Origin of the sequence: Croceibacterium sp. TMG7-5b_MA50 (assembly GCF_039830145.1) — a bacterium.
GTDB lineage: Bacteria > Pseudomonadota > Alphaproteobacteria > Sphingomonadales > Sphingomonadaceae > Croceibacterium.
In genome coordinates this window covers 2816883-2841944 of sequence record NZ_CP156082.1, presented here as the reverse complement: position 1 = coordinate 2841944, position 25062 = coordinate 2816883, and the positions used below count along the sequence as shown (strand labels likewise).

General features: G+C 68.9%; 17 protein-coding genes. 11 read left to right on the top strand and 6 right to left on the bottom strand.

Annotation, left to right across the window (positions count from 1 at the left end):
- Window positions 1-266 precede the first annotated feature (266 nt).
- Window positions 267-3857: a TonB-dependent receptor gene (locus V5740_RS13110; protein ID WP_347302917.1), complete on the top strand. Its 3591-nt coding sequence runs from the start codon at window positions 267-269 to the stop codon at window positions 3855-3857.
- A 69-nt stretch (window positions 3858-3926) separates the two neighbouring features.
- On the opposite strand, the gene V5740_RS13105 is transcribed toward V5740_RS13110, so the two are convergent.
- Together V5740_RS13105 and V5740_RS13100 are read right to left on the bottom strand one after the other, a co-directional pair.
- The gene (locus V5740_RS13105) at window positions 3927-4889 is read right to left on the bottom strand and encodes a glycosidase (protein WP_347302916.1); all 963 of its coding nucleotides are present in this window, start codon (window positions 4887-4889) and stop codon (window positions 3927-3929) included.
- On the bottom strand, window positions 4886-5656 hold the full coding sequence (locus V5740_RS13100; RefSeq protein ID WP_347302915.1) for an SDR family oxidoreductase: 771 nt from the start codon (window positions 5654-5656) through the stop codon (window positions 4886-4888). Before V5740_RS13100 ends, V5740_RS13105 begins: the two co-directional genes overlap by 4 nt.
- A gap of 161 nt (window positions 5657-5817) precedes the next feature.
- On the opposite strand from V5740_RS13100, the gene V5740_RS13095 reads away from it, so the two are divergent.
- The 5 genes from V5740_RS13095 to paoC all read left to right on the top strand — a co-directional run bounded on the left by V5740_RS13095 (window position 5818) and on the right by paoC (window position 13600).
- On the top strand, window positions 5818-6765 hold the full coding sequence (locus tag V5740_RS13095; RefSeq protein ID WP_347302914.1) for an aspartyl protease family protein: 948 nt from the start codon (window positions 5818-5820) through the stop codon (window positions 6763-6765).
- Window positions 6766-6879: 114 nt separating this feature from the next.
- Complete coding sequence (locus V5740_RS13090; protein WP_347302913.1) at window positions 6880-9645, top strand: glycosyl hydrolase 115 family protein; 2766 nt, start codon at window positions 6880-6882, stop codon at window positions 9643-9645.
- Between the two features lie 136 nt (window positions 9646-9781).
- Window positions 9782-10414 carry an aldehyde dehydrogenase iron-sulfur subunit PaoA gene (paoA, locus tag V5740_RS13085; protein ID WP_347302912.1) on the top strand — a complete coding sequence of 211 codons (633 nt, stop codon included), beginning with the start codon at window positions 9782-9784 and terminating at the stop codon, window positions 10412-10414.
- A gap of 1 nt (window position 10415) precedes the next feature.
- Window positions 10416-11369 (top strand): xanthine dehydrogenase family protein subunit M, encoded by a 954-nt coding sequence (locus V5740_RS13080; protein WP_347302911.1) that lies wholly within the window; start codon window positions 10416-10418, stop codon window positions 11367-11369.
- A gap of 2 nt (window positions 11370-11371) precedes the next feature.
- A complete protein-coding gene (paoC, locus tag V5740_RS13075) occupies window positions 11372-13600 on the top strand; it encodes an aldehyde oxidoreductase molybdenum-binding subunit PaoC (protein ID WP_347302910.1) in 2229 nt (742 codons plus the stop codon).
- Between the two features lie 4 nt (window positions 13601-13604).
- Here paoC and V5740_RS13070 read toward each other — a convergent pair whose 3' ends face one another.
- The 3 genes from V5740_RS13070 to V5740_RS13060 are packed head-to-tail and all read right to left on the bottom strand — an operon-like array spanning window position 13605 to window position 16422.
- Window positions 13605-14690, bottom strand: coding sequence for an FAD-dependent monooxygenase (locus V5740_RS13070; protein WP_347302909.1), 1086 nt, complete (start codon window positions 14688-14690; stop codon window positions 13605-13607).
- The gene (locus V5740_RS13065; RefSeq protein ID WP_347302908.1) at window positions 14669-15358 is read right to left on the bottom strand and encodes a methyltransferase domain-containing protein; all 690 of its coding nucleotides are present in this window, start codon (window positions 15356-15358) and stop codon (window positions 14669-14671) included. The genes V5740_RS13070 and V5740_RS13065 overlap by 22 nt, the downstream gene beginning before the upstream one ends.
- Entirely contained in the window at window positions 15355-16422 is a 1068-nt protein-coding gene (locus V5740_RS13060) for a type III polyketide synthase (protein ID WP_347302907.1), read from the bottom strand. The genes V5740_RS13065 and V5740_RS13060 overlap by 4 nt, the downstream gene beginning before the upstream one ends.
- 133 nt (window positions 16423-16555) lie before the next feature.
- On the opposite strand from V5740_RS13060, the gene V5740_RS13055 reads away from it, so the two are divergent.
- The 3 genes from V5740_RS13055 to V5740_RS13045 are packed head-to-tail and all read left to right on the top strand — an operon-like array spanning window position 16556 to window position 19477.
- Window positions 16556-18643 carry a carbon starvation CstA family protein gene (locus V5740_RS13055; RefSeq protein ID WP_347302906.1) on the top strand — a complete coding sequence of 696 codons (2088 nt, stop codon included), beginning with the start codon at window positions 16556-16558 and terminating at the stop codon, window positions 18641-18643.
- On the top strand, window positions 18640-18825 hold the full coding sequence (locus tag V5740_RS13050) for a CstA-like transporter-associated (seleno)protein (RefSeq protein WP_347302905.1): 186 nt from the start codon (window positions 18640-18642) through the stop codon (window positions 18823-18825). Before V5740_RS13055 ends, V5740_RS13050 begins: the two co-directional genes overlap by 4 nt.
- A 31-nt stretch (window positions 18826-18856) precedes the next feature.
- Window positions 18857-19477 (top strand): exopolysaccharide biosynthesis protein, encoded by a 621-nt coding sequence (locus V5740_RS13045; RefSeq protein ID WP_347302904.1) that lies wholly within the window; start codon window positions 18857-18859, stop codon window positions 19475-19477.
- Window positions 19478-19609: 132 nt separating this feature from the next.
- Here V5740_RS13045 and V5740_RS13040 read toward each other — a convergent pair whose 3' ends face one another.
- Entirely contained in the window at window positions 19610-20566 is a 957-nt protein-coding gene (locus V5740_RS13040) for an AEC family transporter (protein WP_347302903.1), read from the bottom strand.
- 80 nt (window positions 20567-20646) lie between these two features.
- Between V5740_RS13040 and V5740_RS13035 the strand changes: the two genes are divergently transcribed.
- A complete protein-coding gene (locus tag V5740_RS13035; RefSeq protein WP_347302902.1) occupies window positions 20647-21939 on the top strand; it encodes an EAL domain-containing protein in 1293 nt (430 codons plus the stop codon).
- Window positions 21940-22045: 106 nt separating this feature from the next.
- Window positions 22046-25042: a S8 family serine peptidase gene (locus V5740_RS13030; RefSeq protein WP_347302901.1), complete on the top strand. Its 2997-nt coding sequence runs from the start codon at window positions 22046-22048 to the stop codon at window positions 25040-25042.
- Window positions 25043-25062 lie beyond the last annotated feature (20 nt).

Sequence of the window (25062 nt, the reverse complement as noted above, 5' to 3'; positions counted from 1 at the left end):
CACCATCGGTGGCTGTGACCCAGCCCATGGAGGAGAATACCCATTGCCCGACAACAAGGTGACCCGTTCCGAGCAGGCCTGAACGGGCGAGCAGCGCTTGCGCAGCGCGCCTACCCTATGGATCTTTCCCGGATCGAAACGAACCGAAGCGGACGAAACCGCAAATAAACGTTGCTCCTGCCGGAACGATAAGGCAGCCATTCAAATGGCTGCGAAAGACGGCCTTGCGCTTCCTTACGATTCGAGGGCGCAAGAGGGGGAGGAATATGGGCGACATCTTTAGTAGCAGCCGTGCGGCTGCGCATCTGACAGTATCCGCCGCCGCATTGGCGATCGCGCTGACCGGCGCACCGGCCTGGGCGCAGGTCACCACGGCGCCGCCGGCGACGACCACGCCCGATCCGGGCCAGAGTGTGCAGGAGCAGGAGGAAGAGGCCGCCAACGCCGCCCGCAACCCGGAGGAGCCGGCCGAGCAGGCCACCGACAGCGGTGAGATCGTCGTCACCGGCTACGCCGCATCGCTGCGCAAGGCGCTGAACGAGAAGCGCGCGTCCAACTCGCTGATCGACGTGATCACGGCGGAGGATGTCGGCAAGTTCCCCGATACAAACCTTGCCGAATCGCTCCAGCGCCTGCCCGGCATCACGATCGAGCGTGACAGCACCGGCGAGGGCCGCACCATCACCGTGCGCGGCCTGGGCGGTGACTTCGTCCGCACCCGGCTGAACGGCATGGAGACGATCGCCAGCGCCGGTTCGCAGGAGGGTCAGAGCAACATCAACCGCACGCGCGGCTTCGACTACAACGTGTTCGCGTCCGACCTGTTCAGCAAGCTGACCGTGCGCAAGTCGGCCGAAGCATCGGTGGAGGAAGGGTCGCTCGGCTCCACAGTCGATCTCAACACCGGCCGGCCGCTTGATTACGACAAGCTCACCCTGGTGGTGTCCGTCCAGGACACCTATTTCGAGAATGACGAGCGCCACAATCCGCGCATCGCCGGCATGTTCTCCGATACCTTCTTCGACGGTACGCTGGGTTTCCTGATCTCGGGCGCCTATCAGGAGCGCGACAGCCAGATCAGCGTGTACGACCGCAATCCCGGCCAGTTCGAATTCAACTATCGCGGATCGGACCTGGCAGGGCCGGTGCGCAACGGTACGGGCAGTTCGGTCCGGCCGACCTGTTCGACAACCGTCAACACGGTCAACGCGACCACCAACACCTCGCCACTGAACTGCTACTACGGCTTCGCGCTGGGCGACCGTGGCCCGTTGACCCCGGCGCCGTCGGGCGTCGGCCAGGTGGCGAACGGCATTGATGCCAATTCGCTGATGTTCGGATCGAACCCGGCGGCCTTCTCGCTGCTGGATGCCAATCCCACCGCCATCGTGCCGGCGCTGGTCGGTCTGCAGCAGCGCCGGACCCAGTACGAACGCCTGGGCCTGACCAGCACGCTGCAATGGGAGCCGACGGACCGCACGCGCTTCACGGTCGACGGACTGTACGCCAAGTTCAACCAGGACAATGAATCACGCATCCTGAGCCCGTTCGGCCTCAACCGCCACGGCGACCAGGCGCGCGCATCCATCGGGTTGACCAATACCACCACGGGGCTGCGTCCGTATGTCGCGGGCCAGTCGCCCTCCAACTATTTCGTCGATCGCCGCGCGGCCTACGCCAATGTCTGCAACACCACCGCGACGTTGAACTGCGCCGGCTCCCTCGGCGATCCGACGGTGGGCGTGCTGCCGACCGCGCAGGTGTGGAACGGCAGCAGCTACATCTCGGTGCCCGGCGTGCTTGGCACCACGACGTTCTCGACCAACCCGTACAACCTCGACACCTACGACTATTACAACAACCCGTTGTCGGTCGGGTACAATGCGGCGCGGGCCGCGGTCGACCGGCGCGGCATCCAGTTCTACGACCAGCTCGTCGGCAAGGAACATGTCGCGGTGCGGGACGTGAACCTGAACGATGCGAACCAGGCCGATTACATTGCGCTCGACCGCGTCGACTGGATGACGAACAATGCCTACGCCGAAAACCGGTCCAAGTTCTACCAGATCGATGCCATCGTCGATCACGAATGGTCGGACAACCTGACGTCGCAGTTCCTGTATGGCCGGTCGCAGTCCGAACTGAGCATCGATGGCGGCCGCACCGATGTCTACGGCTTGGACAAGAACGGCTACATCTTCGACGAGCGGGAGGGCGGCGACATGCCGACCTTCATCCCCGGCTTCGACGTCACCAACCCGCTGGAATATACCGGCGGCGAGCTGGCCAAGGGCTATGCCGGCATCTCCCGCTATTTCCGCTACAACAAGAACCGGTACCAGACGGCACGCGGCGATTTCCTGTGGTCGCTGGCGCCCGAATTCGAGCTGGCGTTCGGCCTCAGCTGGAAGAAGTTCAACTACGAACAGCGGGAGGCGGGCCGCAGCCTGGCGGTCATCCCGACCATCGCGGAGCTGAACAAGTACGGCCGCGACAAGAACCTGCCGCAATATGCCAACCTGACGCTCGGCCAGATGGGCAGCATCGTCAACTGGGGCGCGGGCCTCGACGTGCCGGAGGGTACGCCGACATCCTGGTGGAGCCCGGACCGGCAGACCTTCGCCGACGTGTTCGGTTACGAATGCGACTGCGTGAACGAATTCGGCGACTGGCGCCTCAACAGCGACAATGGCGGCACCCTGTTTGTGCAGGAGCGCGATTTGGCAGCGTACCTGCAGGCCAATTACGACGTCAACGTGTTCGGCCGTCCGCTGCGCGGCAATGTCGGCCTGCGCGTCGCCAAGACGCTGCTCGACAGCCGCTCCGTCAGCACGACCGGCGTGCTCGCCGGGCAGGAGACCACCGCCGACAACGACTATGTCGACTGGCTGCCGTCGATCAACCTCAACTACGAACCCACGGACACGCTGGTCCTGCGCTTTGCCGCGGCGAAGACGATGGCGCGCCCGCAGCTCGGCAACCTGGCACCTGGCATTACGTCGTTCTCGCTGGGCGCGACGCCGGACAGCACCGGCAGCATCCCCCGAGTGACCGTCGGCAACCCGCAATTGCAGCCGTTCCGCTCCACCAATTACGACGCGGCGGTGGAATGGTACTTCGCACGCGACGCGCTGATCTCGGTCGCGGCGTTCTACAAGGATCTCGGCTCCTTCCCGCGCAGCCAGACCTTCCAGGAGAAGCTCGACGAGTTCCTGTCACCGGAGCAATATGCGCTGATCGTTGCGGCGGCCCAGCTGCCCGCGCAGCAGGCGTACCTGAATGGCGAGAACCTGTGGCAGGTGACGTCGGTGAACGACAGCCCCGGTGGCTTCGTGAAGGGCATCGAAGTCACCTACCAGCAGCGGCTCACCTTCCTGCCGGGCTTCCTCAGCGGCTTCGGCCTGCAGGGCAACTTCACGCACATCAAGTCAGAGCTGAGCTTCCTGACGCAGACGGGCGTGCTGGCGAAGGCGCCCTGGCCGTTCGCCTCCCCCTACACCTTCAACGGTACCGTGTTCTACGAACGCGGCCCGTTCGAGGCGCGCGTGACCTATAGCTGGCGTGACCGGTTCGCATCGTCCTTCCCGCAATCGTCGGGAACCTGCGTACCGGGGCTGACGACGAACAATGGCGGCGTATGCAACGCACCGTTCAACGACTTCGCCGGGACGGAGGCCGCCACCTACGTCGACTTCAAGACGTCCTATGCCTTTGGCGACCACATCAAGGCCGACCTTGGCATCCAGAACATCTTCGGGGAGACCGACCGGTTGTGGGTGTACGAGCCCAGCGTGGTACGCGGGTACAATGCAGGCGCGGGGACGATCTACACCTTCGGCCTGCGCTTCACGCTCTGACGCAGGCCACTCGCCGGCATCCACGCGCTCGCGCGGCCGGATGCCGGCGGACCGCCCTTTACGCTTAGGCTAGCTGCGCCGGATCAGCGCCCGGGCAAGGCGGCGGTCCTCCAGCGAGTAATAGAGCCAGATCGCCCCCTGCTCGACGACGACCGACGCGGCGAAGGCGATGTCGGTCGCGCTGCGATCGTCCACCGGCGGCGGTGTCAGCATTGGCTCGATCCCCCGGGCAACGATGCGTTCGTAGTTCGCGTCAAAGGCGATCCAGCCGATCCGCCAGCGCGCGTCGCGCGTAGCGCCATTGTAGAACATCACGGGCATGGCGGGATCGTCGGTCAGCAGCGGTCCGGGTGACAGGTGCCAGTCGTCCCAGCTGTCGTGGCGCGGCATGAACGGCGTGGGCTGCTCCACCCATGGTCCCGCGATGCCCGACCCGATCGCCAGCCCGATGCGCGACGCGGCATCGGCGGCATATTCGTAAAACATCCGCCAGCGCCCGTCGGCGGAGCGATCGACCGTCGCCTCCTTGGTGTTGCTCTCCGACTTGGAGGATGCGAGCGCCACGCCGCTCTTGCGCAAGCGGTCGAGCGACGGACCCATTGCATAGGACAGTTCCCCGCGGGCATGATCCGCCAGCACGCCCGAATAATAGACCACATAGCCGTCGGCCTGCCGTACCACGGTCGGGTCCTCGACCCCGCCAGCGTCATGGTCGTCCGGACCCGGCACGATGGAGGGAGAGTCGAGCATGGCGAAGCGTACGCCGTCATCGCTCCACCCGGCCCAGATCTGCCCGGTGTCCGTCAGCACCTCTCCCGGCCGGACCGTCGCGCGGACCATCATGCCCCAGCGCCCGTCATCCTCCCGCCAGACATAGGGGCTCATCAGGTCGCGGCGCATCAGTTCGGGCGGGCCGTCGATGGTGACCGTCTCAATACGCTTCACGTTGAAGTCGAGCGCGATCTCGGCCGGCTGGACGCTATCGCGCCGGTGCGGATCGTCGATGCTGCCCTTATTCTCCTGCCCGTTCATGCGCCGAGTGCCTGCATCAGCGACAGCCCGCCATCGATCGGGATGCGCGCCCCGGTGATGTAGCGTGCCTGGGCGGAGGCGAGGAACACCGCCAGGGCCGCCACCTCCTCGGGTTCGCCGGCCCGGCCCAGCGGTATGTTCCCTTCCAGCGTTCGCCTGTAAGCCTCGTCCGCCTGCGCCCGCGCATTCATCGGGGTCAGGATCATGCCGGGCTCAATCGCGTTCACGCGGATGCCGCGCGCCGCCTCCTCGATCGCCAGCGTCTCGACCAGGTTCGACAGCCCGCCTTTGGCTGCGCAATAATCCGCTCCGCCCGATCGCACCGCATAGGCATGGATGGACGAGATGTGGATGATCGCCGCATCGCCCACCTGCTCCCCCCGGCCGACCAGGAAGCGGCGCGAGACCAGGAAGGCGCCGGTCAGGTCGGTGGCGATCAGGCGTTGCCATTGATCCAGCGTCATGGTCCGTACGGGTACGCCGCTCATGTTGAGGCCGGCGGAGTTCACCAGCACGTCGACCGGGCCCCAAGCCGTCTCCACGGCATCGAACGCGGCGCCGACCGAGCCTTCATCGTCGATATGGGCCTGAACCGTCATCGCCTGGCCGCCCGCTCGCCGCACCAGATCGGCCGTGCGCTCGGCAGCATCGAGGTCGGTGTGATACAGGACCGCCACCCGGTCCGCCAATGTGCCGAAGGCGGCGGCGCAGGCGGCACCGATGCCGGACTCCGCCCCGGTTACAAGAATGGTCCGCACGGCCGTCACAGCTCCTGGCTACCTTGCCAGGGGAAACTCACGGCCGCCGCATTCGGCCTCCGGCAAGGGCTGACGCCGCCTCTTCGGCCAAGATTGGCAGTATGGCGGCGCCCGCAGCCATGGTATTCTCCTGCCAAGCCCGGGCACCGCGATCCGGGCAGGAGAGGATCATGCGCGTTCTTGCGCTCACCGCCGGGCTCGTGCTCGGCCTCGGCATTCCTGCCCTCGCGCAGGAGCCGATCATCGCCACGCCTGCGCCGGCGCCTGCGGCCGAGTTGATGGAGCTTGGCTACGACCGCCACAGCCGTCCGACCCTGCCCGTGATGATCGGCGATGCCGGCCCGTACAGCTTCCTGATCGATACCGGGGCGCAGGCGACCGTCCTGTCGCGCGAACTGGCCGATGCGCTGGCGCTGTTCGACCGGCGGCCGGCCACCCTGATCGGCATGGCCAGCCGGGTCACCACACACACGGTTGCGCTTACCGGACTGGGCATCGGCCAGCGGCGAACCGACGTGCCGCGCGCGGTGCTGGTGGACGGGCAGAACATCGGCGGCACCGACGGAGTGCTTGGCCTGGACGCGCTGCAGGGCCAGCGCGTGCTGTTCGACTTCGTCCGCCGGACCATGAGCATCGCGGCCGCCGGCGAAGCGAGGAGCAATCGCGGTTACGAGATTGTCGTGCGCGCCCGTGCACGGGCCGGCCAGCTCATCATCACCGATGCCACGGTGGAAGGGGTCCGCACCGCGATCGTGATCGATACCGGCGCGCAGCTGAGCGTCGGCAATGCGGCGCTGGCCCGCCGGCTACGCGCGCAGCAAGTGGAGCAGACCGAGCTCAGCGACATCAACGGGACGCTTGCCTACGGACATCTGCACGTTGCGGAGCGGGCGGAGGTCGGCCGGCTGGCCATGTCGAAGGTGCCGATCGTGTTCGCCCAGTCGCCCGCCTTCCAGGCGCTCGACCTGGAGGATCGGCCCGCGATGTTCCTCGGCATGCGGGAATTGCGGCTGCTCCGCCGGGTTGCGATCGACTTCAGGAGCAGGCGCATCCTGTTCGACGTGCCGACCTCCGACCGCGAGATCGCCGAGGCGTGGGCGCGGCTGCTGGAACCCTGAGGCGCCCTGCCCGGTCAACCAATTATCAGACCACGGCTTGCGTGGCCTGACCGCCTCCCGCACAAGGGCCGGGACGTGAGCGGATACGGGAGAACGGGATTGCTGGACGGGCGCATGCGATGGCTGGTGCTGCCGGCTGCCCTGGCCATGGCCGCACCGGCGGGCGCGGCGGAGATGGTGCTGTTCGATGGCGGCGCAGCGCCGGTCATCGTCCATGCGGACGATCCCGCCATGCGCCTCGCCGCCGAACTGCTGGCACGCGATCTGACGGCCCTGACCGGGGCGGCTCCCGCCATCGCCACCGATCTTGCCCGCTGCACCGTCACCTGCATCGTGGTCGGCCGGCACGATGCCGCATTGCTGGCGCCGTTCGCCGCCGACACCGCCGATCTTGCCGGCGGGTGGGAGCAATATCGCCGCGCCGCCATCACCGACAGTGCCGGTCGACGGATCCTGCTGCTGGCCGGATCGGACACACGCGGCGCGGTGTGGGGCGTGATCGACCTGACGCGCGAACTGGGCGTGTCCGCGTGGGAATGGTGGGCCGACGTGACGCCGCGTCGCACCAGCCGGCTGGCGGTGGATGCAGGACCCGTCCGCTCCGCCGAACCATCGGTGCGCTATCGCGGCGTGTTCCTGAATGACGAGGATTGGGGCCTGCAACCATGGGCCGCGAGGACGCACGAGCCGGAGGTGGGGGACATCGGCCCCAAGACCTACAGCCGCATCTTCGAATTGCTGTGGCGGCTGAAGGCGAACACCATCTGGCCGGCGATGCACGACAGTACCCGGCCGTTCTGGCAGGTGCCCGGCAATGCCGACGCGGCGCGCGACCATGCCATCGTGCTCGGCACCTCCCACGCCGAACCCATGCACCGCAACAATGTGCGGGAATGGGAGGAGGCGGAGCGTGGACCGTTCAACTGGTTCACCAACCGCGACGCGCTGCTCCGCTACTGGCAGGAACGCGCGGTCGAGGCGCAAGGGCTGGAGACGATCACCAGCATCGGCCTGCGCGGCAAGCACGACAGCGGGATGGAGGGGGCGAGTACCCCCGAACAGGCGCGCGACGCCACCGCGGCGGTGATCGCCGCGCAGCGCGACCTGCTGGCCGGGGTGCAGCAGCGCCCGGCGGGCGAGGTGCCGCAGGCGCTGACCCTCTACAAGGAGGTGCTCGACACCTACAATGCCGGGCTGGAGGTGCCGGAGGATGTCACGCTGGTGTGGCCGGACGACAATTACGGCTACCTCCACCAACTGCCCGACGTCGACGAGCGGCGGCGGGGCGGCGGTCACGGCATCTACTACCACCTGTCATACTGGGGCCGACCGCACGATTACCTGTGGCTGGCGAGCACGCACCCGGCGCTGGTGCGCGAACAATTGCAGCGGGCGTGGGAAACGGGCGCGCGACGCATCTGGATCGCCAATGTCGGCGACATCAAGCCGGGCGAGTACCTGACGCAGTATTTCCTCGACCTCGCCTTCGACGCGGACGGTCTCGCCCAAACCCCGGCGGAGCACCTGCGCGGCTGGGCGACCCGCCAGTTCGGCGCGGAGGTCGGGGCAGAGGTCGCGGCGATCATGAGCGACTGGTACGACCTTGCCTGGGAACGTCGGCCCGAATTCATGGGCTGGGGCCAGACGGAACCGACCCGGCCCAACCAGCCCAGTGCCTATGTCCGCACCGGCGGGCCTGAGGCGGAGCGGCGGCTGGATGCCTACGCCGCGCTGGTCGCACGGGCGGAGGCACTGGGCGCCACGCTGCCGGCGGATCGGCAGGACGCCTTCTTCCAGCTGGTGCTCTACCCCGTGCGCGGGGCGGCGAGCCTCAACGAACGAATCCTGAAGCTGGACCTTGCGTCGGTCCATGCGGGCGCGCAGCGGGCGCCGGTGCCGCTGACCGACCCCGGCGGCGTCGCCAGCCGCCATGCCGGCGTGCCCCGCGCGGACATGAATGCGCTGGCGCGGCAGGCCCGCGCGGCGCAGGACCGCATCGCGGAGGATACCGCCGCCTACAATGCGCTGGGCAATGGCAAGTGGGCCGGCATGATGGACGCCGCCCCGCGCCGCCTACCGGTGTTCCAGGTACCCGCCTGGCCTGGCTACACACTGCCGCAGGGCACGGCTTGCGGGCTGGAGATGACCGACCTCGCCTTCGTTGACGGACGGCCGGCAACTCGCGCGTTCACGCTGTATACCGGCGGCGGCGCGGCGGACTGGACGCTGTCCACGCCTGCCGGCCTTGCCGCCTCCACCACCGGCGGCCGACTTGACGAGGGTAATGGCTACCGGGCGCGGATCACGCTCGCCTACGATGGCAGCGATGCCGTGACCGGCGGCACGATCACCTGCGGCGACCGGCAGATGCCGCTGAGCCCGACCCTGCTGCCCGCGGAGCCCGCGCCGGCCATCAACGGCATCATCAGCCTGCCCGCCGCGAGCGTGCGCAGCCCGGATTGGGAGCCGGTCCCCGGCCTCGGCAGCCATGGAACCGCGCTGCGCAGCCGGCTCGACCTCGCCGGCCGGGCCCGCGCCTCGCTTACCTACCGCTTCGCCACGCAGGCGGAGCAGGATGCGGAACTGCGGATCGTGGCCCTTCCCGCCCACATGCTGACCGGGCGCGACCGGGTGCGCATCGCCGTCTCGATCGATGGCGGGGCGGCCGCGATGCTGGACTTCGCCACTCATGGCCGCAGCGAGGAATGGAAGGCCAACGTCCTGTCCAACACCGCCGTGCGCGCCATCCCCCTGCCCCGCCTGCCCGCCGGCGAGCACCGGGTGGAGATCATCGCGCAGGACCCCGGCGTGCTGCTGGACCGGGTGGAAGTGCGCGGCGACGGGGCGATCGACGAGTATGGGGCAGGTCCGACGGCATGATCCTGCGCTGACCGCCCGAACACCTGCGGATTGCTCATCCATTCGTTGAGAATGGATCATTTCCGTTCTCGACCGTTTTCCATCATAACCGATGATGAGGGTCGCCGTCGCGCGACCCGGTGCGACAGAGGGTTCAATGACTGGTCCAGGCAATTTCGAGGTCACTCGCCGCACGGTGCTGGCGGGCAGCGGCGCCGCCGTGGCGCTGACGCAGGCGCCCAGTGTGCAGGCGCAGGACGGCGGCGCGCCCGCCGGCGATCCGCCGAAGATACCGGTGCGTTTCACCGTCAACGGCAAGCCGGCGGAGCTGGAGCTGGATACGCGCGTCACGCTGCTCGATGCGCTACGCGAACATCTCCAGCTGACCGGCACTAAGAAGGGCTGCGACCATGGCCAGTGCGGCGCCTGCACGGTGATGGTGAACGGGCAGCGCATCAATTCCTGCCTGTCGCTCGCCGTCCAGCACACCGGGGACGAGGTCACGACGATCGAAGGACTCGGCACGCCCGACGACCTGCACCCGATGCAGGCGGCGTTCGTGAAGCATGACGGCTATCAGTGTGGCTATTGCACGCCCGGCCAGATCTGCTCCGCCGTGGCCGTGCTGGAGGAGATCCGCGCCGGCATCCCCAGCCATGTGCAGGGCGACATCACTGGGCGGCCGGCCATGAACGCGGAGGAGATCCGCGAGCGGATGAGCGGAAATATCTGTCGCTGCGGCGCCTACAGCAACATCGTCGATGCCATGACCGAAGTGGCGGGAGTCTGACATGCGCGCCTTTACCTACGAACGCGTGGCCACCCCGGCGGAGGCCGCCTCCGCCGTGGCCGGGAAGCCGGGCGCCAAGTTCCTGGCCGGCGGGACCAACCTGCTCGACCTGATGAAGCTGGAGATCGAGCGGCCGACCCATCTGGTGGACGTGCAGGATATCGAAGGGCTCTCCACCATCGAGGCGACGGAGGAGGGCGGGCTGCGCATCGGCGCGCTCGTCAGCAACACCGCCCTTGCAGCGGACGAGCGGGTGCGGCGCGACTATGGCGTGCTGACCCGCGCGATCGTGGCCGGCGCCAGCGGACAGTTGCGCAACAAGGCGACCACCGCCGGCAACCTGCTGCAACGGACCCGTTGCCCGTATTTCTACGACCCCAACCTGCCCTGCAACAAGCGCAACCCCGGCAGCGGTTGCGCCGCGCTGGAGGGGTATTCGCGCCAGCTCGCCGTTGTCGGCACCAGCGACAAGTGCATCGCCACCTATCCCGGCGACATGGCCATCGCCTTGCGGGTGCTGGACGCCACGGTGGAGACGGTGCAGCCTGATGGGCAGACCCGCACCATCCCCTTCGGCGAGTTCCACCGCCTGCCCGGTGACGAGCCGGAGAAGGACAATGTGCTGGTCCACGGCGAACTGATCACCGCCGTCACCCTGCCCCGGCCGCTGGGCGGGCAGCACTTCTACCACAAGGTGCGCGATCGCGCGTCCTACGCCTTCGCGCTGGTGTCCGTGGCGGCGGTGGTGCAGCCCGACGGCACTGGCCGCGTCGCCTTCGGCGGCGTCGCGCACAAGCCGTGGCGGGTGGAGGCGGCAGAGGCCGCCATGCCGCAAGGCGCCGCCGCCGTCACGGCCCGCGTCTTCGCCGATGCGCGCCCGACCGAACACAACGCTTTCAAGGTTCCGCTCGCCACCCGCACGCTGGCGGGCGTGCTGGCCGACGCCAAGGGATGACCATGGACTTCAACCAGCCCGCAGGGGCAAACCTGTTCGACAATGCCACTGTTTTGGGCAAGTCGACCCCGCGCATCGACGGGCCGCTGAAGACCGCCGGCATGGCGCCCTACGCCTACGAACGGCACGATGCCGTCGCCAACCAGGCCTATGGCTACATCGTCGGCTCCGCCATCGCCAAGGGCCGGATCGCGTCGATGGACGTCGCGGCGGCGCGGCGGGCGCCCGGCGTGGTCGCGGTGGTCGCTGCGCCCGACGTGGCGCCGGTGGGCAAGGGTCAGGGCAATGTCGCCCCGCTGTTCGGCGGGCGGGACATCGCCCATTATCACCAGGCGATCGCAGTCGTCGTGGCCGAGACGTTCGAGCAGGCGCGCGCCGCCGCCGCGCTGATCCGCACCGACTATGAACGTGCGTCCGGCGCCTTCGACCTCGCCCGGGTCGCCCCGTCGGCTGACGGGAACGAGCAGGATGACGGCGCGGGCGATGGCGGCGATCCGCAGAGCCAGCAAACGCCGAAGCTGATCGGCGACTTCGCCGGTGCGTTCGCCGCCGCGCCGGTGAAGGTGGATGCCACCTACACCACACCCGACGAAAGCCATGCGATGATGGAACCGCATGCGACCATCGCGGCGTGGGACGGCGACAGGCTGACCCTGTGGACGTCCAACCAGATGATCGCCTGGTCCAAGCGCTCCATGGCCAAAATCCTGGACATGCCGGAGGCGAACATCCGGCTGGATTCGCCCTATATCGGCGGCGGCTTCGGTTCGAAGCTGTTCGTGCGCGCCGATGCGGTCTGCGCCGCCCTGGCCGCAAAGCAGGCGCGGCGCCCGGTGAAGATCGCCCTGCAACGCCCGCTGATCGCCAACAACACCGCGCACCGCCACGCCACCATCCAGCGTATCCGGCTGGGCGCGGGGCGCGACGGGAAGATCACCGCGATCGGCCATGAATGCTGGTCCGGCAATCTCGACGGCCAGTCGGGCGAGGACGGGACGGCCCAGACCCCCGTGCTGTATGCCGGCGCCAACCGCCTGATCGCCAGCCGCGTGGCCCATCTGGACCTGCCCGAAGGCAACGCCATGCGCGCACCGGGGGAGGCGGTCGGCCACCTGGCGCTGGAGGTCGCGATGGACGAGCTGGCGGAGGCGGCCGGCATGGACCCGATTGCCCTGCGTCTCGCCAACGAGCCGACCGGCGAGGTGCCCGGTTCCCCGGGCAAGCGCTATTCCGATCGCAATCTCTCCCGCTGCCTGACCCATGGGGCGGAGCGGTTCGGCTGGTCGCGGCGCAACGCCACGCCGGCGGCGAACCGTGACGGGCGCTGGCTGGTGGGCATGGGTGTCGCCGCCGGCTATCGTGGAGCCCCGACGCAGAAATCCGCCGCGCGCGTGCGGCTGCAGGCGGACGGATCGCTGGTGGTCAAGACCGACATGACCGATATCGGCACCGGCAGTTACACCATCATCGCCCAGACCGCGGCGGAAACCATGGGCGTGCCGCTCGACCGGGTGAGTGTCCGGCTGGGCGATTCCGCCTTCCCCGCCGCCGCCGGATCGGGTGGGCAATGGGGTGCGGCCTCCTCCACCGCGGGCGTCTATGCCGCCTGCGTGGCGCTGCGGCAGAAGATCGGCGAGAGGCTGGGCTTCGCCGCCGACGGCGCCACCTTCGCCGGCGGGCGGATCAGCGCGGGCGACCGCAGCTGGGCGCTGACCGACGCCGGTACGCAGGTGGCGGAAGACGGCATCACCTTCGGCAAGTTCCAGCAGGACTACGACATCGGCACCTATGCCGCCCACTTCGCGGAGGTCGCGGTGGATGCCTTCACCGGCGTCACCCGCATCCGGCGGATGCTGGCGGTGTGCGATGCGGGGCGCATCCTCAACCCCATGTCGGCGCGCAGCCAGGTGATCGGCGCCATGGTGATGGCGGCGGGCGGCGCACTTATGGAGGAGCTGGCGGTGGACACCCGCTTCGGCTTCTTCGTCAATCACGACCTCGCCGGGTACGAGGTGCCGGTGCACCTCGACATCCCGCAGCAGGAGGTCGTGTTCCTCGACACGGCGGATGCGGTGGCGACCCCGCTGAAGGCGAAGGGCGTGGGCGAACTGGGCATCTGCGGCCCCGGCGCGGCGATCGCCAATGCGATCTACAACGCGACCGGCATCCGCGTGCGCGAATATCCGCTGACACTGGACAAGTACCTGGACCGCCTGCCGCAGATCGCCTGAGCGATCAGATCCGCGTCAGCCGTGCGATCAGCGGCAGCAAGGCGGGGAAGCCACGCGCCAGCGTGACGCCGATCCGCGCGGCTGCCGGCCGCTCGGCCACCTGCCACGCCGTGCGCGCCACCCCCACGGGTCGGTGCGCACGGCGGGCGAAGTCCTGCTGGTGGCGGATCGCCGCCGCCGGTCCGCCGCCGGTGTAGGCACTCGCCGCCGCCTCCGCGCTGGCGATGGCTATGGCCATGCCCTCCCCCGCCAGCGACGGGATCACGGCAGCCTGATCGCCCAACCGGAACAGGCCGGGTCCGGTCCGGGTCGCTCGCCAGCCATACGGGACGTTGGCGACCGCATCCGGCACGCCCGCCATGCGCCAGGCCAGCCGTTCGGCAAAGGGCGCGCTCTCCATGGCCCATGCGCCAAGCAACCCGTCCGCCCCGCCCGCCTCGGTCAGGCGGGAACGATGGACCGCGAGGCACAGATTGCCCGTCCCATCCTCCTGCACCACGAGCCCGGCATAGCCGCGGTCGAACAGATGCAGCTCCACCGCCGCGCCGACGCTGCGCTGCATGGCGGGCGCGGCCTCAAGCCGGACGCGCAGGCCCAGCGTGGGATCGCCGCCGCGCGCCGCCTCCGGCCGCATCGCCCCGCGCACATCATGCTTTCCGCTGGCGAGGAACAGGGCATCCGCCGCCAGCTCCGCCCCGTCGCCTAGCCGCGCGGTGAGGCCGTCGATCGCGCGCACGGTAATCCCACGCTCCACCCCCGCGCCGGCCTGCTCCGCCGCGTGCAGCAGCAGCGTGTCGAGATGGCGGCGTGACACGCCGCGCCCCGGCTGCGGCAGCGCCGCCTCCGCCATGCGTCCGCCTGCGAATAGGCGCACATGGGTAACGGGCTGCGGGTTCAGCGCGTCCGCCGCGATGCCCAGCCGGTCCAGCATCGCTAGCGTGCGCCAGCTGAGGAACCCGCCGCACAGCGCGTCGCCCGTCTCACGGCTCCGCTCCAGCAGCAGGTGCGGCGCCCCCGCCCGCGCCAGCCGCAGCGCCAGGCTGGCCCCGGCCGGCCCGCCGCCCACGATCAGCGCAGGCGTGCGACGCATAGTCGGAAGGGGAAGGCGCGCTGCACCCGTGCGTCGGTGACGCCGGCCGCCGCCAACAGCGGCTGCCATTCGGCGGGGCGGAAGGAGCGGGCGATCGACACCTGCCCGTCATGCCGCACGATCGGGTGCCATCCCGCGATCCGCGCCAGCAGGGGGTAGCCGCGCTTGGCGAAGCGGTGCCGCAGCAGGTCGTTCACGAACCAGCCGATGGCGGCCTCCCGCTCCATGAAGCGGAGGAAGGCGATCAGCTCCTCATCAGTCATGTGGTGCGCCACCAGGCTGGACAGGATCACGTCCCACCTCTGCCCCGCCAGATCGGCATAGTCGCCCGTGACCCAGCGGATGCGCGATCCCGCCGGCGTATGCGCGCGCGCCGCCGCCTCGCTGCGCGGGTTCAGGTCCACGCCTGTCAGTTCAACGCCAATGCCGCGACGCCGCGCCCAGCCTTCGATCCGGCGCAGCATGTCGCCATCGCCGAAGCCGACGTCGAGGATGCGCAAACTCCCTCGCCCACGTGCCGCCCTATCTAGGAAGCGCGAGGTGGGCCGCGCCGCCAGCGTGACCGTGTTCACCCGCGCCAGATCGCGCATCACCGCCACGTAGGTATCGGCCGGCAGGTCGTCCGCATCCATCAGCTCCGGCTGGGTGGACCGGACGGCGAGGGTCATGGCGCGCTGCGGAAGGTCAGCCCCTCCGCCGCCAGCCCCGGCCCGAAGGCCAGCGCCACACCGTTGGCCACCGGCGGGCCCGCCAGCAAGCGCTGCAGCACGAACATCAGCGTGGCCGACGACATGTTGCCATTGTCCGCCAGCACGGCGCGCGAATGGTCGAGCGCATGCCCGTCCAGCGTCAGCGCCCGCTCCACCGCGTCCAGGATGGAGCGGCCCCCGGCATGCACGGCCCAGCCATCCACTCCGTGTGGGTCGCAGCCCAACGCCCTGGCGAACGCCTCCTCCGCCAGGGCGCCGGCGATGCGGTTCGGCACCGCGCCCGACAGGTGCATGGCGAAGCCCTGATCGGTGATGTCCCAGCGGATCAGCTCGTGACTGTCAGCCAGCGTGGTGGAGAACGGCCGGTCAAGCAGCAGGCCGCCCTTTGACATTTCCCCGGCTTCCCCCGTCACCAGCGCGGCGGCCGCGCCGTCGCCGAACTGCAGCATGGCCAGAACCGGCTCCAGCTCCGCCGTGTCCTGCAGGTGCAGCGTGCACAATTCCACCGTCACCACCAGCACGCGCGCCGCCGGCTCCGACCGGACGATGTGCCGCGCGCTGCGCAGCGCGGCCACCGCGGCGTAGCAGCCCATGAAGCCGACCAGCAGCCGCTCCACCGATGGGGCAAGACCCAGCCGGCGGGCGATGATCTGGTCGATGCCGGGCGCGACGAAGCCGGTGCAGCTCGCCAGCACGACATGGGTGATGCCGGTGAGCGGCACCTGCTCCCCCAAGCGGGCGATTGCCGCGCAGGCAAGGTCGGGCGTCTCTTCGGCATACACCGCCATGCGTGCGGCCGTGCCGGGCCATTCGTCCGCGCGGTAGAAGCCGTCGGCGTCGGCATCGAAGGAGGTATCGGGCAGCACGGACCAGCGCCGGTCGATCCCGGCGCGCCCCGCCATCCGGTCGAACAACGCGGCCTCCCGGCGGCCGGCGAGCTGCCGGCGCGCCCAGCCGAGAAACGCCTCGTGGACATCATGGGGCGGCACCGCGGTGCCGATGGAGTGGAGGAAAGCTTGCAATAATCGACCCTTGCTGTGACCTCATCAACGCACGGGGCGTGACAACGGGCCGGACGCCACGCGATTTTGCCGGTTGGCCCCCGCCCGCCCATCTGCAAAGGCTATGTGCGGGAGCAAACCGGGAGACACGACCATGCTGCGCCATCTGCCCTGGATCGCCATCGGCACCGTCGGCCTCGCCGCGCTGGCGCAGGTCGCGCTGTCGCGGGGGGAGCCGGTCAACGCGCTGTGGGTGGTCACCGCCGCTCTCGGCTGCTTCATCGTCGCCTATCGCTATTATGCGCTGTTCATCGCCCGGCACGTCATGCGGCTGGACGGCGCGCGGCCGACCCCGGCGATCCGGCGGGCGGATGGCCTCGATTATGTGGCGACGGACCGCACCGTGCTGTTCGGCCACCATTTCGCCGCGATCGCGGGCGCGGGGCCGCTGGTCGGGCCGGTGCTGGCGGCGCAGATGGGCTACCTGCCCGGCACGCTGTGGATCATCTTCGGGGTGATCTTCGCCGGCGCGGTGCAGGATTTCATCGTCCTGTTCCTTTCCATGCGGCGCGACGGGCGCAGCCTGGGCGAACTGGTGCGGATGGAGATGGGGCAGACCGCCGGTACGCTGGCGCTGGTCGGCGCCTTCATGATCATGGTCATCATCCTGGCGGTGCTGGCGCTGATCGTGGTGCGGGCGCTCGCCGAAAGTCCGTGGGGCCTGTTCACCGTCGCCGCCACCGTGCCGCTGGCGATCGGCATGGGCATCTACACCCGCTGGATCCGGCCGGGCCGGGTGGGCGAGGTGTCGCTGATCGGCCTGGTCGGCCTGCTGCTGGCGATCGTCTATGGCGAACAGGTCGCCGCCAGCTCCACCTGGGGTCCGGCCTTCACCTTCAGCCCGCAGGCGCTGTGCTTCGTGCTGATCGGCTATGGCGCGGTCGCGTCCGTGCTGCCGGTGTGGCTGCTGCTGGCCCCGCGTGATTACCTGTCCACCTTCCTGAAGATCGGCGCGATCGTGGCGCTGGCGATCGGCATCGTCATCATGGCGCCGCCATTGCAGATGCCCCCGCTGACCCGCTTCATCGCGGGCGGCGGGCCGGTCTGGTCAGGCGCGTTGTTCCCGTTCCTGTTCATCACCATCGCCTGCGGCGCGGTCAGCGGGTTCCACGCGCTGATCGCCAGCGGCACCACGCCTAAACTGATCGCGGCGGAAACGGACGCGCCGCTGATCGGCTATGGCGCGATGCTGGCCGAGGCGTTCGTGGCGATCATGGCGCTGGTCGGCGCCTCCATCCTCGACCCCGGCATCTACTTCACCATGAACAGCCCGACTGCGCTGATCGGCAGCGATCCGATCAGCGCGGCGGCGGCGGTCACGGCGATGGGCTTCCCCATCGATGCCACCGCCATCGCCCGCCCCGCGCAGGAGGTGGGCGAGGCGACGATCATCAGCCGTGCCGGCGGCGCGCCGACGCTGGCGGTCGCCATGGCGGAGATCTTCAGCCACGTCGTCGGCGGGCCGGCGATGAAGGCGTTCTGGTACCACTTCGCCATCCTGTTCGAGGCGTTGTTCATCCTGACCGCGGTGGATGCCGGCACCCGCGCCGGCCGCTTCATGCTGCAGGACCTGCTGGCGCTCGCCGCCCCGCGCTTCGTGGCGGAGCGTGGGCAGGTGGCGGGCATCCTGTGCACCGCGCTGTGCGTCGCTGCATGGGGGTATTTCCTGTACCAGGGCGTCACCGACCCGCTGGGCGGGGTCAACACGCTGTGGCCGGTGTTCGGCATCTCCAACCAGATGCTCGCGGCCATTGCCCTGATGCTGGGCACCGCGGTGCTGTTCCGGATGAAGCGTGACCGCTTCGCATGGGTCACTGCCGTGCCGACCGTCTGGCTGCTGGTCTGCACATTGTCGGCCGGGTGGCTGAAGCTGTTCAGCGCTGATCCGGCAATCGGCTTCCTGTCCCACGCCGCCCGCTTCTCCGATGCGATCGACCGGGGGCAGGTGCTGGCCCCGGCGCGCGACATGGATGCAATGCGCGCGATCGTGCTGAACGACCGGATCGATGCGGCGCTGGTCGGCCTGTTCCTGCTGATCGTGCTGGCACTGGCCGGCTTCACGATCCGCACCATACTGGCTGCGCGGGTGGCGGCAAGGCCGACCACGCAGGAGATCGGCGGCGCGTCCGCACCCATCACGGCGGAAGACCGCGCGCTCGACGCCGCGGGCGTCGCCGCGTGAGCGCGCTCTGGTCCACGCTGGCGCGCACGGCACGCGCGATGGTCGGGCTGCCCGATTACGACACCTATTGCCGGCACATGGCGCAGCACCATCCGGGCGCGCCGGTGATGGATCGCACCGCCTTCTTCCGCGACCGGCAGCAGGCCCGCTACGGCGGCAAGGGCGGCGGGCGCTGCTGCTGAAACCTTCCGCAGGGCTGGCCATTCTGCCGAAATGGCTGAACAGGATGAACAGGGCGGCGAGGTCCACAATGTGGAAGATATCCTCGCCCGGCTGAAGGAACTGGCCGACCGGCAGGACAAGGTCAGCATCGGCGACGTGGTGCAGGCCATGGGCCAGCGCAGCTTCGGCCCGTTCCTGCTGATCCCGGCATTGATCGACATCAGCCCGATCGGCTCCATCCCCACCCTCCCCACGCTGCTGGCGGTGATGATCGTCATCACGGCGGTGCAACTGCTGCTGGGGCGCAAGCATCTGTGGCTGCCCGGCTTCATCACCAACCGCTCCGCCAAGGCGGAAAAGGTCAGGAAGGCGGCGGACAAGCTGGGCGGTCTCGCCCGCTGGCTCGACCGCTGGTTTCACGGCCGCCTGCCGATGCTGACCAGCCCCCTGTTCCAGAAGATCGCGGCGCTGGTGATCATCGGCCTCACCTTCACCATCCCCCCGCTGGAGCTTATCCCCCTCGCCACCACGGCGCCGATGGCGGCGATCGCCGCCTTCGGCCTCGCCATGCTGGTGCGCGACGGGCTGCTGATGCTGATCGCCTTTGCCGCCAGCATCGCCGCGATCGGCTTCGGCCTGTCGATGCTGGGCAGCGGTGCCAGCGGGGGGTGACAAACCGCTTTCCTACACCGCCCAATTACGCCCAAGCGGTTCGGTGAACCATCTGCCGATGCAGCGCCGTCGCCGGCAGGAGCGATCGCGGGAGGTGTCAACTTAGTGTAAACTTCCGGCTGGCCCAGGGGCCTAGATGACGCTCAGCAGCACCGTCAGCGTCAGTACCGAACCGATTGTGGTCGCCAGCAGCACCCTCGCCGTCACCGCCGGATCGCGGGTATAGATGGCGCTGACCATCCACGCGCCGGTGCCCGTCGGCAATGCCGCGATCAGCACCGCCAGCGTCGTCGTACGCGCATCCAGCGCGAAGACCTGCACCGCCAGCACCCAGGTGACGAGCGGCTGGCCGATCAGCTTCAGCGCCGTGAGCGCCGCCACCGTCGGCAGCGCCTGCTCCCCTTCGCGCCGCTGCTCCCCCAGGAACAGCCCCAGCGCCACCAGCGCACACGGGCTGGCCGCGGCGCCCAGCAGGCTGGCAAAGGCATGCAGCGGCGCCGGCAGGCCGAGACCACTCGCCAGCACCAGCGCCCCGATTGCGGGCGCCACTACCAGCGGACTGCGCACCAGCCGCGTGCCGACCCGCTGCGCGATGGCGCCGATCCCGCCTCCTGCGCCGCGGCCGTGCAGGCCCAACTCCACCAGCGCCAGGGAGATCGCGAACAGGATGGTCATGGTCAGGATGCAGGCGATCAGCACCCCCGTGCGCGACCCCGGCCCGAGCGCCGCTGCCGCCAGGGGGAAGCCGACATAGGCGGTGTTGGAGTAACCGGCGTTCAGTCCGTCCACCACCGCATCGGGCAGGGACCGGCGCAGCGCGCGGCCGACCAGTATCGTGGCGCAGAAGATCACGGCGATCCCGCCGCTGAACGCGCCGATATAGCCCGGCTGCCAGATATCCGCCCACCGCGCGGTCGCCACGATGTCGAACATCAGCGCCGGCAGGGCCAGCCAGATGACGAAGCGATTGAGTTCGGCCGTGGTACCCGCGCCGAAGACGCCGACCCGTCGCAGCGCCCAGCCCGCAGCGATCAGCCCGAAGATCGGCAGGATGATGAACAGGATCGCCAGCACGCTGCCGGTGCGCATAGCCGCGCCCCGCCGATGCGCAAAGGCGCAGGGCACCGCGTCAACCCGCCCTTTACCATTGCCGCCGCACGATGGCGGACATGACGCGCAGATCGGCCCCCCGCACCCGGCACGATGCCGACCGGCGCACCCGGTACTTCGCCGTGATGAGCTTTGAACGGTTCATCGCAGCCCGTCGCACGGTCGGGTTCGAGATCGCCAACCGCATCCTGGTTCGCGCCGCCGACCGCATCCTGGCGGCGATGCAGGCGGGATCGGTCGGCCGGATCGGGCATGACACCATCGAATTCACCTTCCGCGCAGCCGACGCCGCCGCCGCGCGCAACGATCTGGCGGGATGCCTTACACTGCTGGAACGCCGGCTGGAGATCGGCGGCGTCAGTTTCCAGCTGACCGGCACCGTCGCTTTCGCCGCGATCCCGACCGGGCAGGCCGCCATCACGGACGAGCTGTTCGATGCGGTAATCGCCACCCTGTCGGGTGACGACGCCGGCAGCGGGCGCATCCGCCATGTCGATCCCGCACTGCCCATTCCGGTGCAACTCGACGACCTCGCTCTACTGCGCGCCCTGCCGGGGGCACTGGCCGGTAACGAGCTGACGCTGGTCTACCAGCCGAAGCTGGACTGCCGCACCGGCCTGCACCTGTCGGCGGAGGCGCTGCTGCGCTGGGTCTCCCCCCGGTTCGGCGCGGTCAACACGCTGCGCATGATCACGCTGGCCGAACGCACCGGCATGATCCGCGACGTGACGCTGTGGGTCATCCGCCAGGTGCTGCGCGACCTTGCCGTGCTGGAGGCGGCGGGCCAGCCGTTGACGGTGTTCGTCAACATGTCCGGTCCGCTGCTAGCGGATCAGGCCTTCATGACGGAGGTGATGCGGCTGATCGCCGGGACGCCCCCACGGGTCGGGATCGAGATCACCGAAACCAGCGTGATCGAGGATCCGGAGGCTGCGATCGAGACGCTGGCGGCGCTCGCCGCCGCGCAGATCCCGGTGGCGATCGACGATTTCGGATCGGGGCTGTCCAGCCTCGCCTATCTGAAGCGGCTGCCCGTCAACGAACTGAAGATCGACAAGATGTTCGTCAGCCAGCTGACAAGCAGCAACCGCGACCCGTTGATCGTGCGCGCCTCCATCGACCTTGCCCATGCCATGGACATGACCGTCACCGCGGAGGGGGTGGAGGACGCCATGTGCCAGTCGCTGCTGCAGGTGATGGGCTGCGACGCGCTGCAGGGCTACCACATATCGCGGCCCGTGCCCTTGCCCGACCTGATCGCCTTCCTGCGCACGCGGGGCGAGGAACGCCCGGCGCGACGCGCGCCGGCAGGCACGGTCCGGCTGGTACGGGGTGGAAGCACGCAGGGCTGAGGTAACCCGCCGTTAACCCCGATCCTTTGCCCGCCGCATACCGGCGCCCGCCCATGATCATCCCATGTCCCGCAGCCGAGTCGGGTCATGCAACAGGAGGGCACGGGTGCGCACACGGTTCAACAGGGTAGGGCTGCTGGCGACGGCCGGCATGATGATGCTGCCGCTGGCAGCGGGCAGTCCGGCGGCAGCGCAGAGCAGCGACACGAATGCCGCCGCGATGACCGGGCCGATCCGGCCGATGACTGGCTATATCCGCGCCTTCCATTCGGTCGATCCGCAGACCGGCTATATCCGCGCGTTCGAGGGGGCTCTCGATCCGCACACCGGCTATATCCGTGCGTTCGACGGGGACATCACGCCTTATACCGGCTACATCCGCGCCTTTGCGGGCGGTGTCGATCCGCATACCGGCTACATTCGCGCATTCGGCGGCGATTTGGACCCCTACACCGGCTACATCCGCGCGTTCTGGGGCACGCTGACGCCGGAAGGCGGCGATCTGTCGCCGCAGACCGGCTATATCCGGGCGTTCAGCGACCAGTTCTTCCCGCACAGCACCGCCACTCTGCAGGCCTGGGCCGGGGCCGGCACCAGCGGCGACTACGCGGCGGTCGCCAGCCTGCTGCAACAGATGCAGCAGGACGCCGCCGGCATCTGGGGGGATCGTGTCACCGCGAAGACGGGCCAGTCCTTCGCGGGCGGCTTCGCCGATGCGTTCTGGACCAAATGGGGTCTCGATCCCGCGGACCCGCAATCGCTCGCCACGCTGGAACCGGTCGAACGGCAGCTGATGCTGCTCGACTGGCATGACAATCTGCTGCTGTTCTCCGGCCTCGACAGCGCGGATCATTGGATGAACGCGGTCAACTGGCGTCCGGCGCTGACGCAGGTGCAGGGCGGCGGGCGCAATACCACGATCGGCCTGGTCGACTTCTTCGCCGCGGCGGACAGCGATGTCGCATCCAAGGTGGTGTATGACGGCGGGTACGAGGATGTCGCCAACCCGCATGGCACCGCCGTCGGCAGCTTGATGGTCGCATCGCATGACGGGCATGGCGTGATGGGCATCGCGCCCGATGCGCGCATTGCCGCCTACAACCCGTTCGACCACACCATGACCGCGAGTTGGACCGATGTCCGCACGGGGGTCGAGGCGGTCGTCCGTGCCGGGGCCAGCGTCGTCAACCTGTCGCTGGGCGTCAGCGGACAGGTGCTGCCGGGTGAATGGCGGGGCGTGTTCCGCCATTCGTCGATCGACAGCCACAAGGACAAGGTCACCTACGTCATCGCCGCCGGCAATGACGGCGTCGCTCAGCCGACCAATATCGAAATGAACGGCGCGCTCGATTCCACCTTCCTGGTGGTCGGTTCGGTCGGGCCGGGTGGCGTGATCTCCCCCTTCAGCAACACTCCCGGCACCGCGTGCCTGACCGATGGCGGCATCTGCAAGAACACCGCCGTCTGGGCACGCGGACGCGGTACGTTCGAGAAGGCGGACTACCTGAAGGAAAGCGGCCTTCTGATGAACCGCTTCCTGGTGGCGCCGGGCGAACTGATCCTGGTGTCCGACGGCCACGGCGGCGTCACCCGCATGTCCGGCACCTCCTTCGCCGCACCGCTGGTATCGGGTGCGATCGCGCTGCTGCATGATCGCTGGCCCTGGCTGAAGAACGCACCACGCGCCACGGCCAAGATCATCCTGGAAAGCGCACAGGACCTGGGCGCGCCGGGCGTCGATCCGGTCTACGGCCATGGCCTGCTGGATATCGAGGCGTCGCAGGCGCCGCTCGATTTCAGCACCCTGAAATACTACCTCGTCAACGGTTTCCAGACGCAGGAGGTTGCCGCCGTCACGCTGCGCCGCAATGGCGTACAGGCATCCTGGACGGCACGCGACGCCTACTTCACCGCTTTCGAAAAGGTCGACAGCGCGGAGCGTGACTTCCTGATCCCGCTGACGAACCGCCTGTTCAACGCCAGCCTGGCCGGTCGTTCATTCCAGGAATTCGTCTATCACCGGATGATCGGATGGATTGGCGGCGGCGCCAGCAACCGGCACATCGCGGCGCTGACCGACAGCATGCCGGGGACGACCGCGCCGCTGGCTGATGGCTGGACGCTCACCATGCGCGGCCGGCAGCAGCAGGTGCCGGGATCGCAGGGCATCGACCGTCTGCAATTGCGCACCAGCATGGAACTGACCGCGCCCGACAGCGCCTTCTCCGTCGGCTTCGGTCATGGTGACGGCGCGTTGCTGCTGGGCGGCACGGCCGGCCTGCAGATGACGGGCGACTTCAATCCGCAGACCGGCGGCGCGAACCCGCTGCTCGGCTTCGCCAGCGGCGGCGCGCATGTCGCCAGCACTGTGCGGCTGATGCGCGGGGTGGACCTGCAAGTCGGCGTGACGCGGCAGGACCGCGCGATCGAGCAGGACCTGGCAGGGGCGTTCTTCGATCCGGCGGACACCGTTCTGCTGGAACGCATGGGCGACTACCGTGCGATGGCCACGCAGGCCAAGCTCACCTGGCGGCCGGCGCAGGCGATCGCCTTGTCCGCATCCGCCACTCGGCTGCAGGAAGATGGCGCTTTTCTGGGCGTTCGTTCCGTCAATCCCGGCGATTTCGGCCGCGGCGCCACCAGCACCGGCGTGACGCTGGCAGCCGATGCGGCTCTCGCGGCGGGGTTCAGCTTGTTCGCCAGCGGCACAGTGGCGAACAGCACCAGCGGGCGTGATGCGGCGCTGCAATTGTCGAACACCCGCAGCACCGCCTTCCAGCTCGGCATCGCCAAGCAGGCCCTGTTGGGCGGCAGTGACCGGCTGCGCCTGTCACTGGCTCAGCCGCTGACGACTGAGGACGGCACGTTCCAGTACCGTCAGCGGGAGGTGATCGACCGCCAGACGGGCGAGATCGGCCTGGTTGCGCGCGATGCCCGGATCGGTGCACCCGAACAGCGCCGGCTGGTAGCGGAGGCGCTGTATGGCGCCGAGGTCGCTGACGGACGCGGGGCCGCAAGCCTGTTCACCAGCGCGGAACTGGGGGCAGTGCAGGTGGACCGGGCATCATGGACCGTGGGCGGCAATCTCCGCCTCGGCTTCTGATCGGTGCGGGGCGGCGAGCC

Bases quoted from the DNA above. Each gene is read 5' to 3' on its own strand.
- paoA (WP_347302912.1), top strand. From the start codon at position 9,782: ATGACTGGTCCAGGCAATTTCGAGGTCACTCGCCGCACGGTGCTGGCG.
- V5740_RS13080 (WP_347302911.1), top strand. From the start codon at position 10,416: ATGCGCGCCTTTACCTACGAACGCGTGGCCACCCCGGCGGAGGCCGCC.
- V5740_RS13110 (WP_347302917.1), top strand. From the start codon at position 267: ATGGGCGACATCTTTAGTAGCAGCCGTGCGGCTGCGCATCTGACAGTA.
- V5740_RS13095 (WP_347302914.1), top strand. From the start codon at position 5,818: ATGCGCGTTCTTGCGCTCACCGCCGGGCTCGTGCTCGGCCTCGGCATT.
- paoC (WP_347302910.1), top strand. From the start codon at position 11,372: ATGGACTTCAACCAGCCCGCAGGGGCAAACCTGTTCGACAATGCCACT.
- V5740_RS13105 (WP_347302916.1), bottom strand. From the start codon at position 4,889: ATGAACGGGCAGGAGAATAAGGGCAGCATCGACGATCCGCACCGGCGC.
- V5740_RS13065 (WP_347302908.1), bottom strand. From the start codon at position 15,358: ATGACCCTCGCCGTCCGGTCCACCCAGCCGGAGCTGATGGATGCGGAC.
- V5740_RS13045 (WP_347302904.1), top strand. From the start codon at position 18,857: ATGGCTGAACAGGATGAACAGGGCGGCGAGGTCCACAATGTGGAAGAT.
- V5740_RS13090 (WP_347302913.1), top strand. From the start codon at position 6,880: ATGCGATGGCTGGTGCTGCCGGCTGCCCTGGCCATGGCCGCACCGGCG.
- V5740_RS13040 (WP_347302903.1), bottom strand. From the start codon at position 20,566: ATGCGCACCGGCAGCGTGCTGGCGATCCTGTTCATCATCCTGCCGATC.
- V5740_RS13035 (WP_347302902.1), top strand. From the start codon at position 20,647: ATGACGCGCAGATCGGCCCCCCGCACCCGGCACGATGCCGACCGGCGC.
- V5740_RS13055 (WP_347302906.1), top strand. From the start codon at position 16,556: ATGCTGCGCCATCTGCCCTGGATCGCCATCGGCACCGTCGGCCTCGCC.
- V5740_RS13070 (WP_347302909.1), bottom strand. From the start codon at position 14,690: ATGCGTCGCACGCCTGCGCTGATCGTGGGCGGCGGGCCGGCCGGGGCC.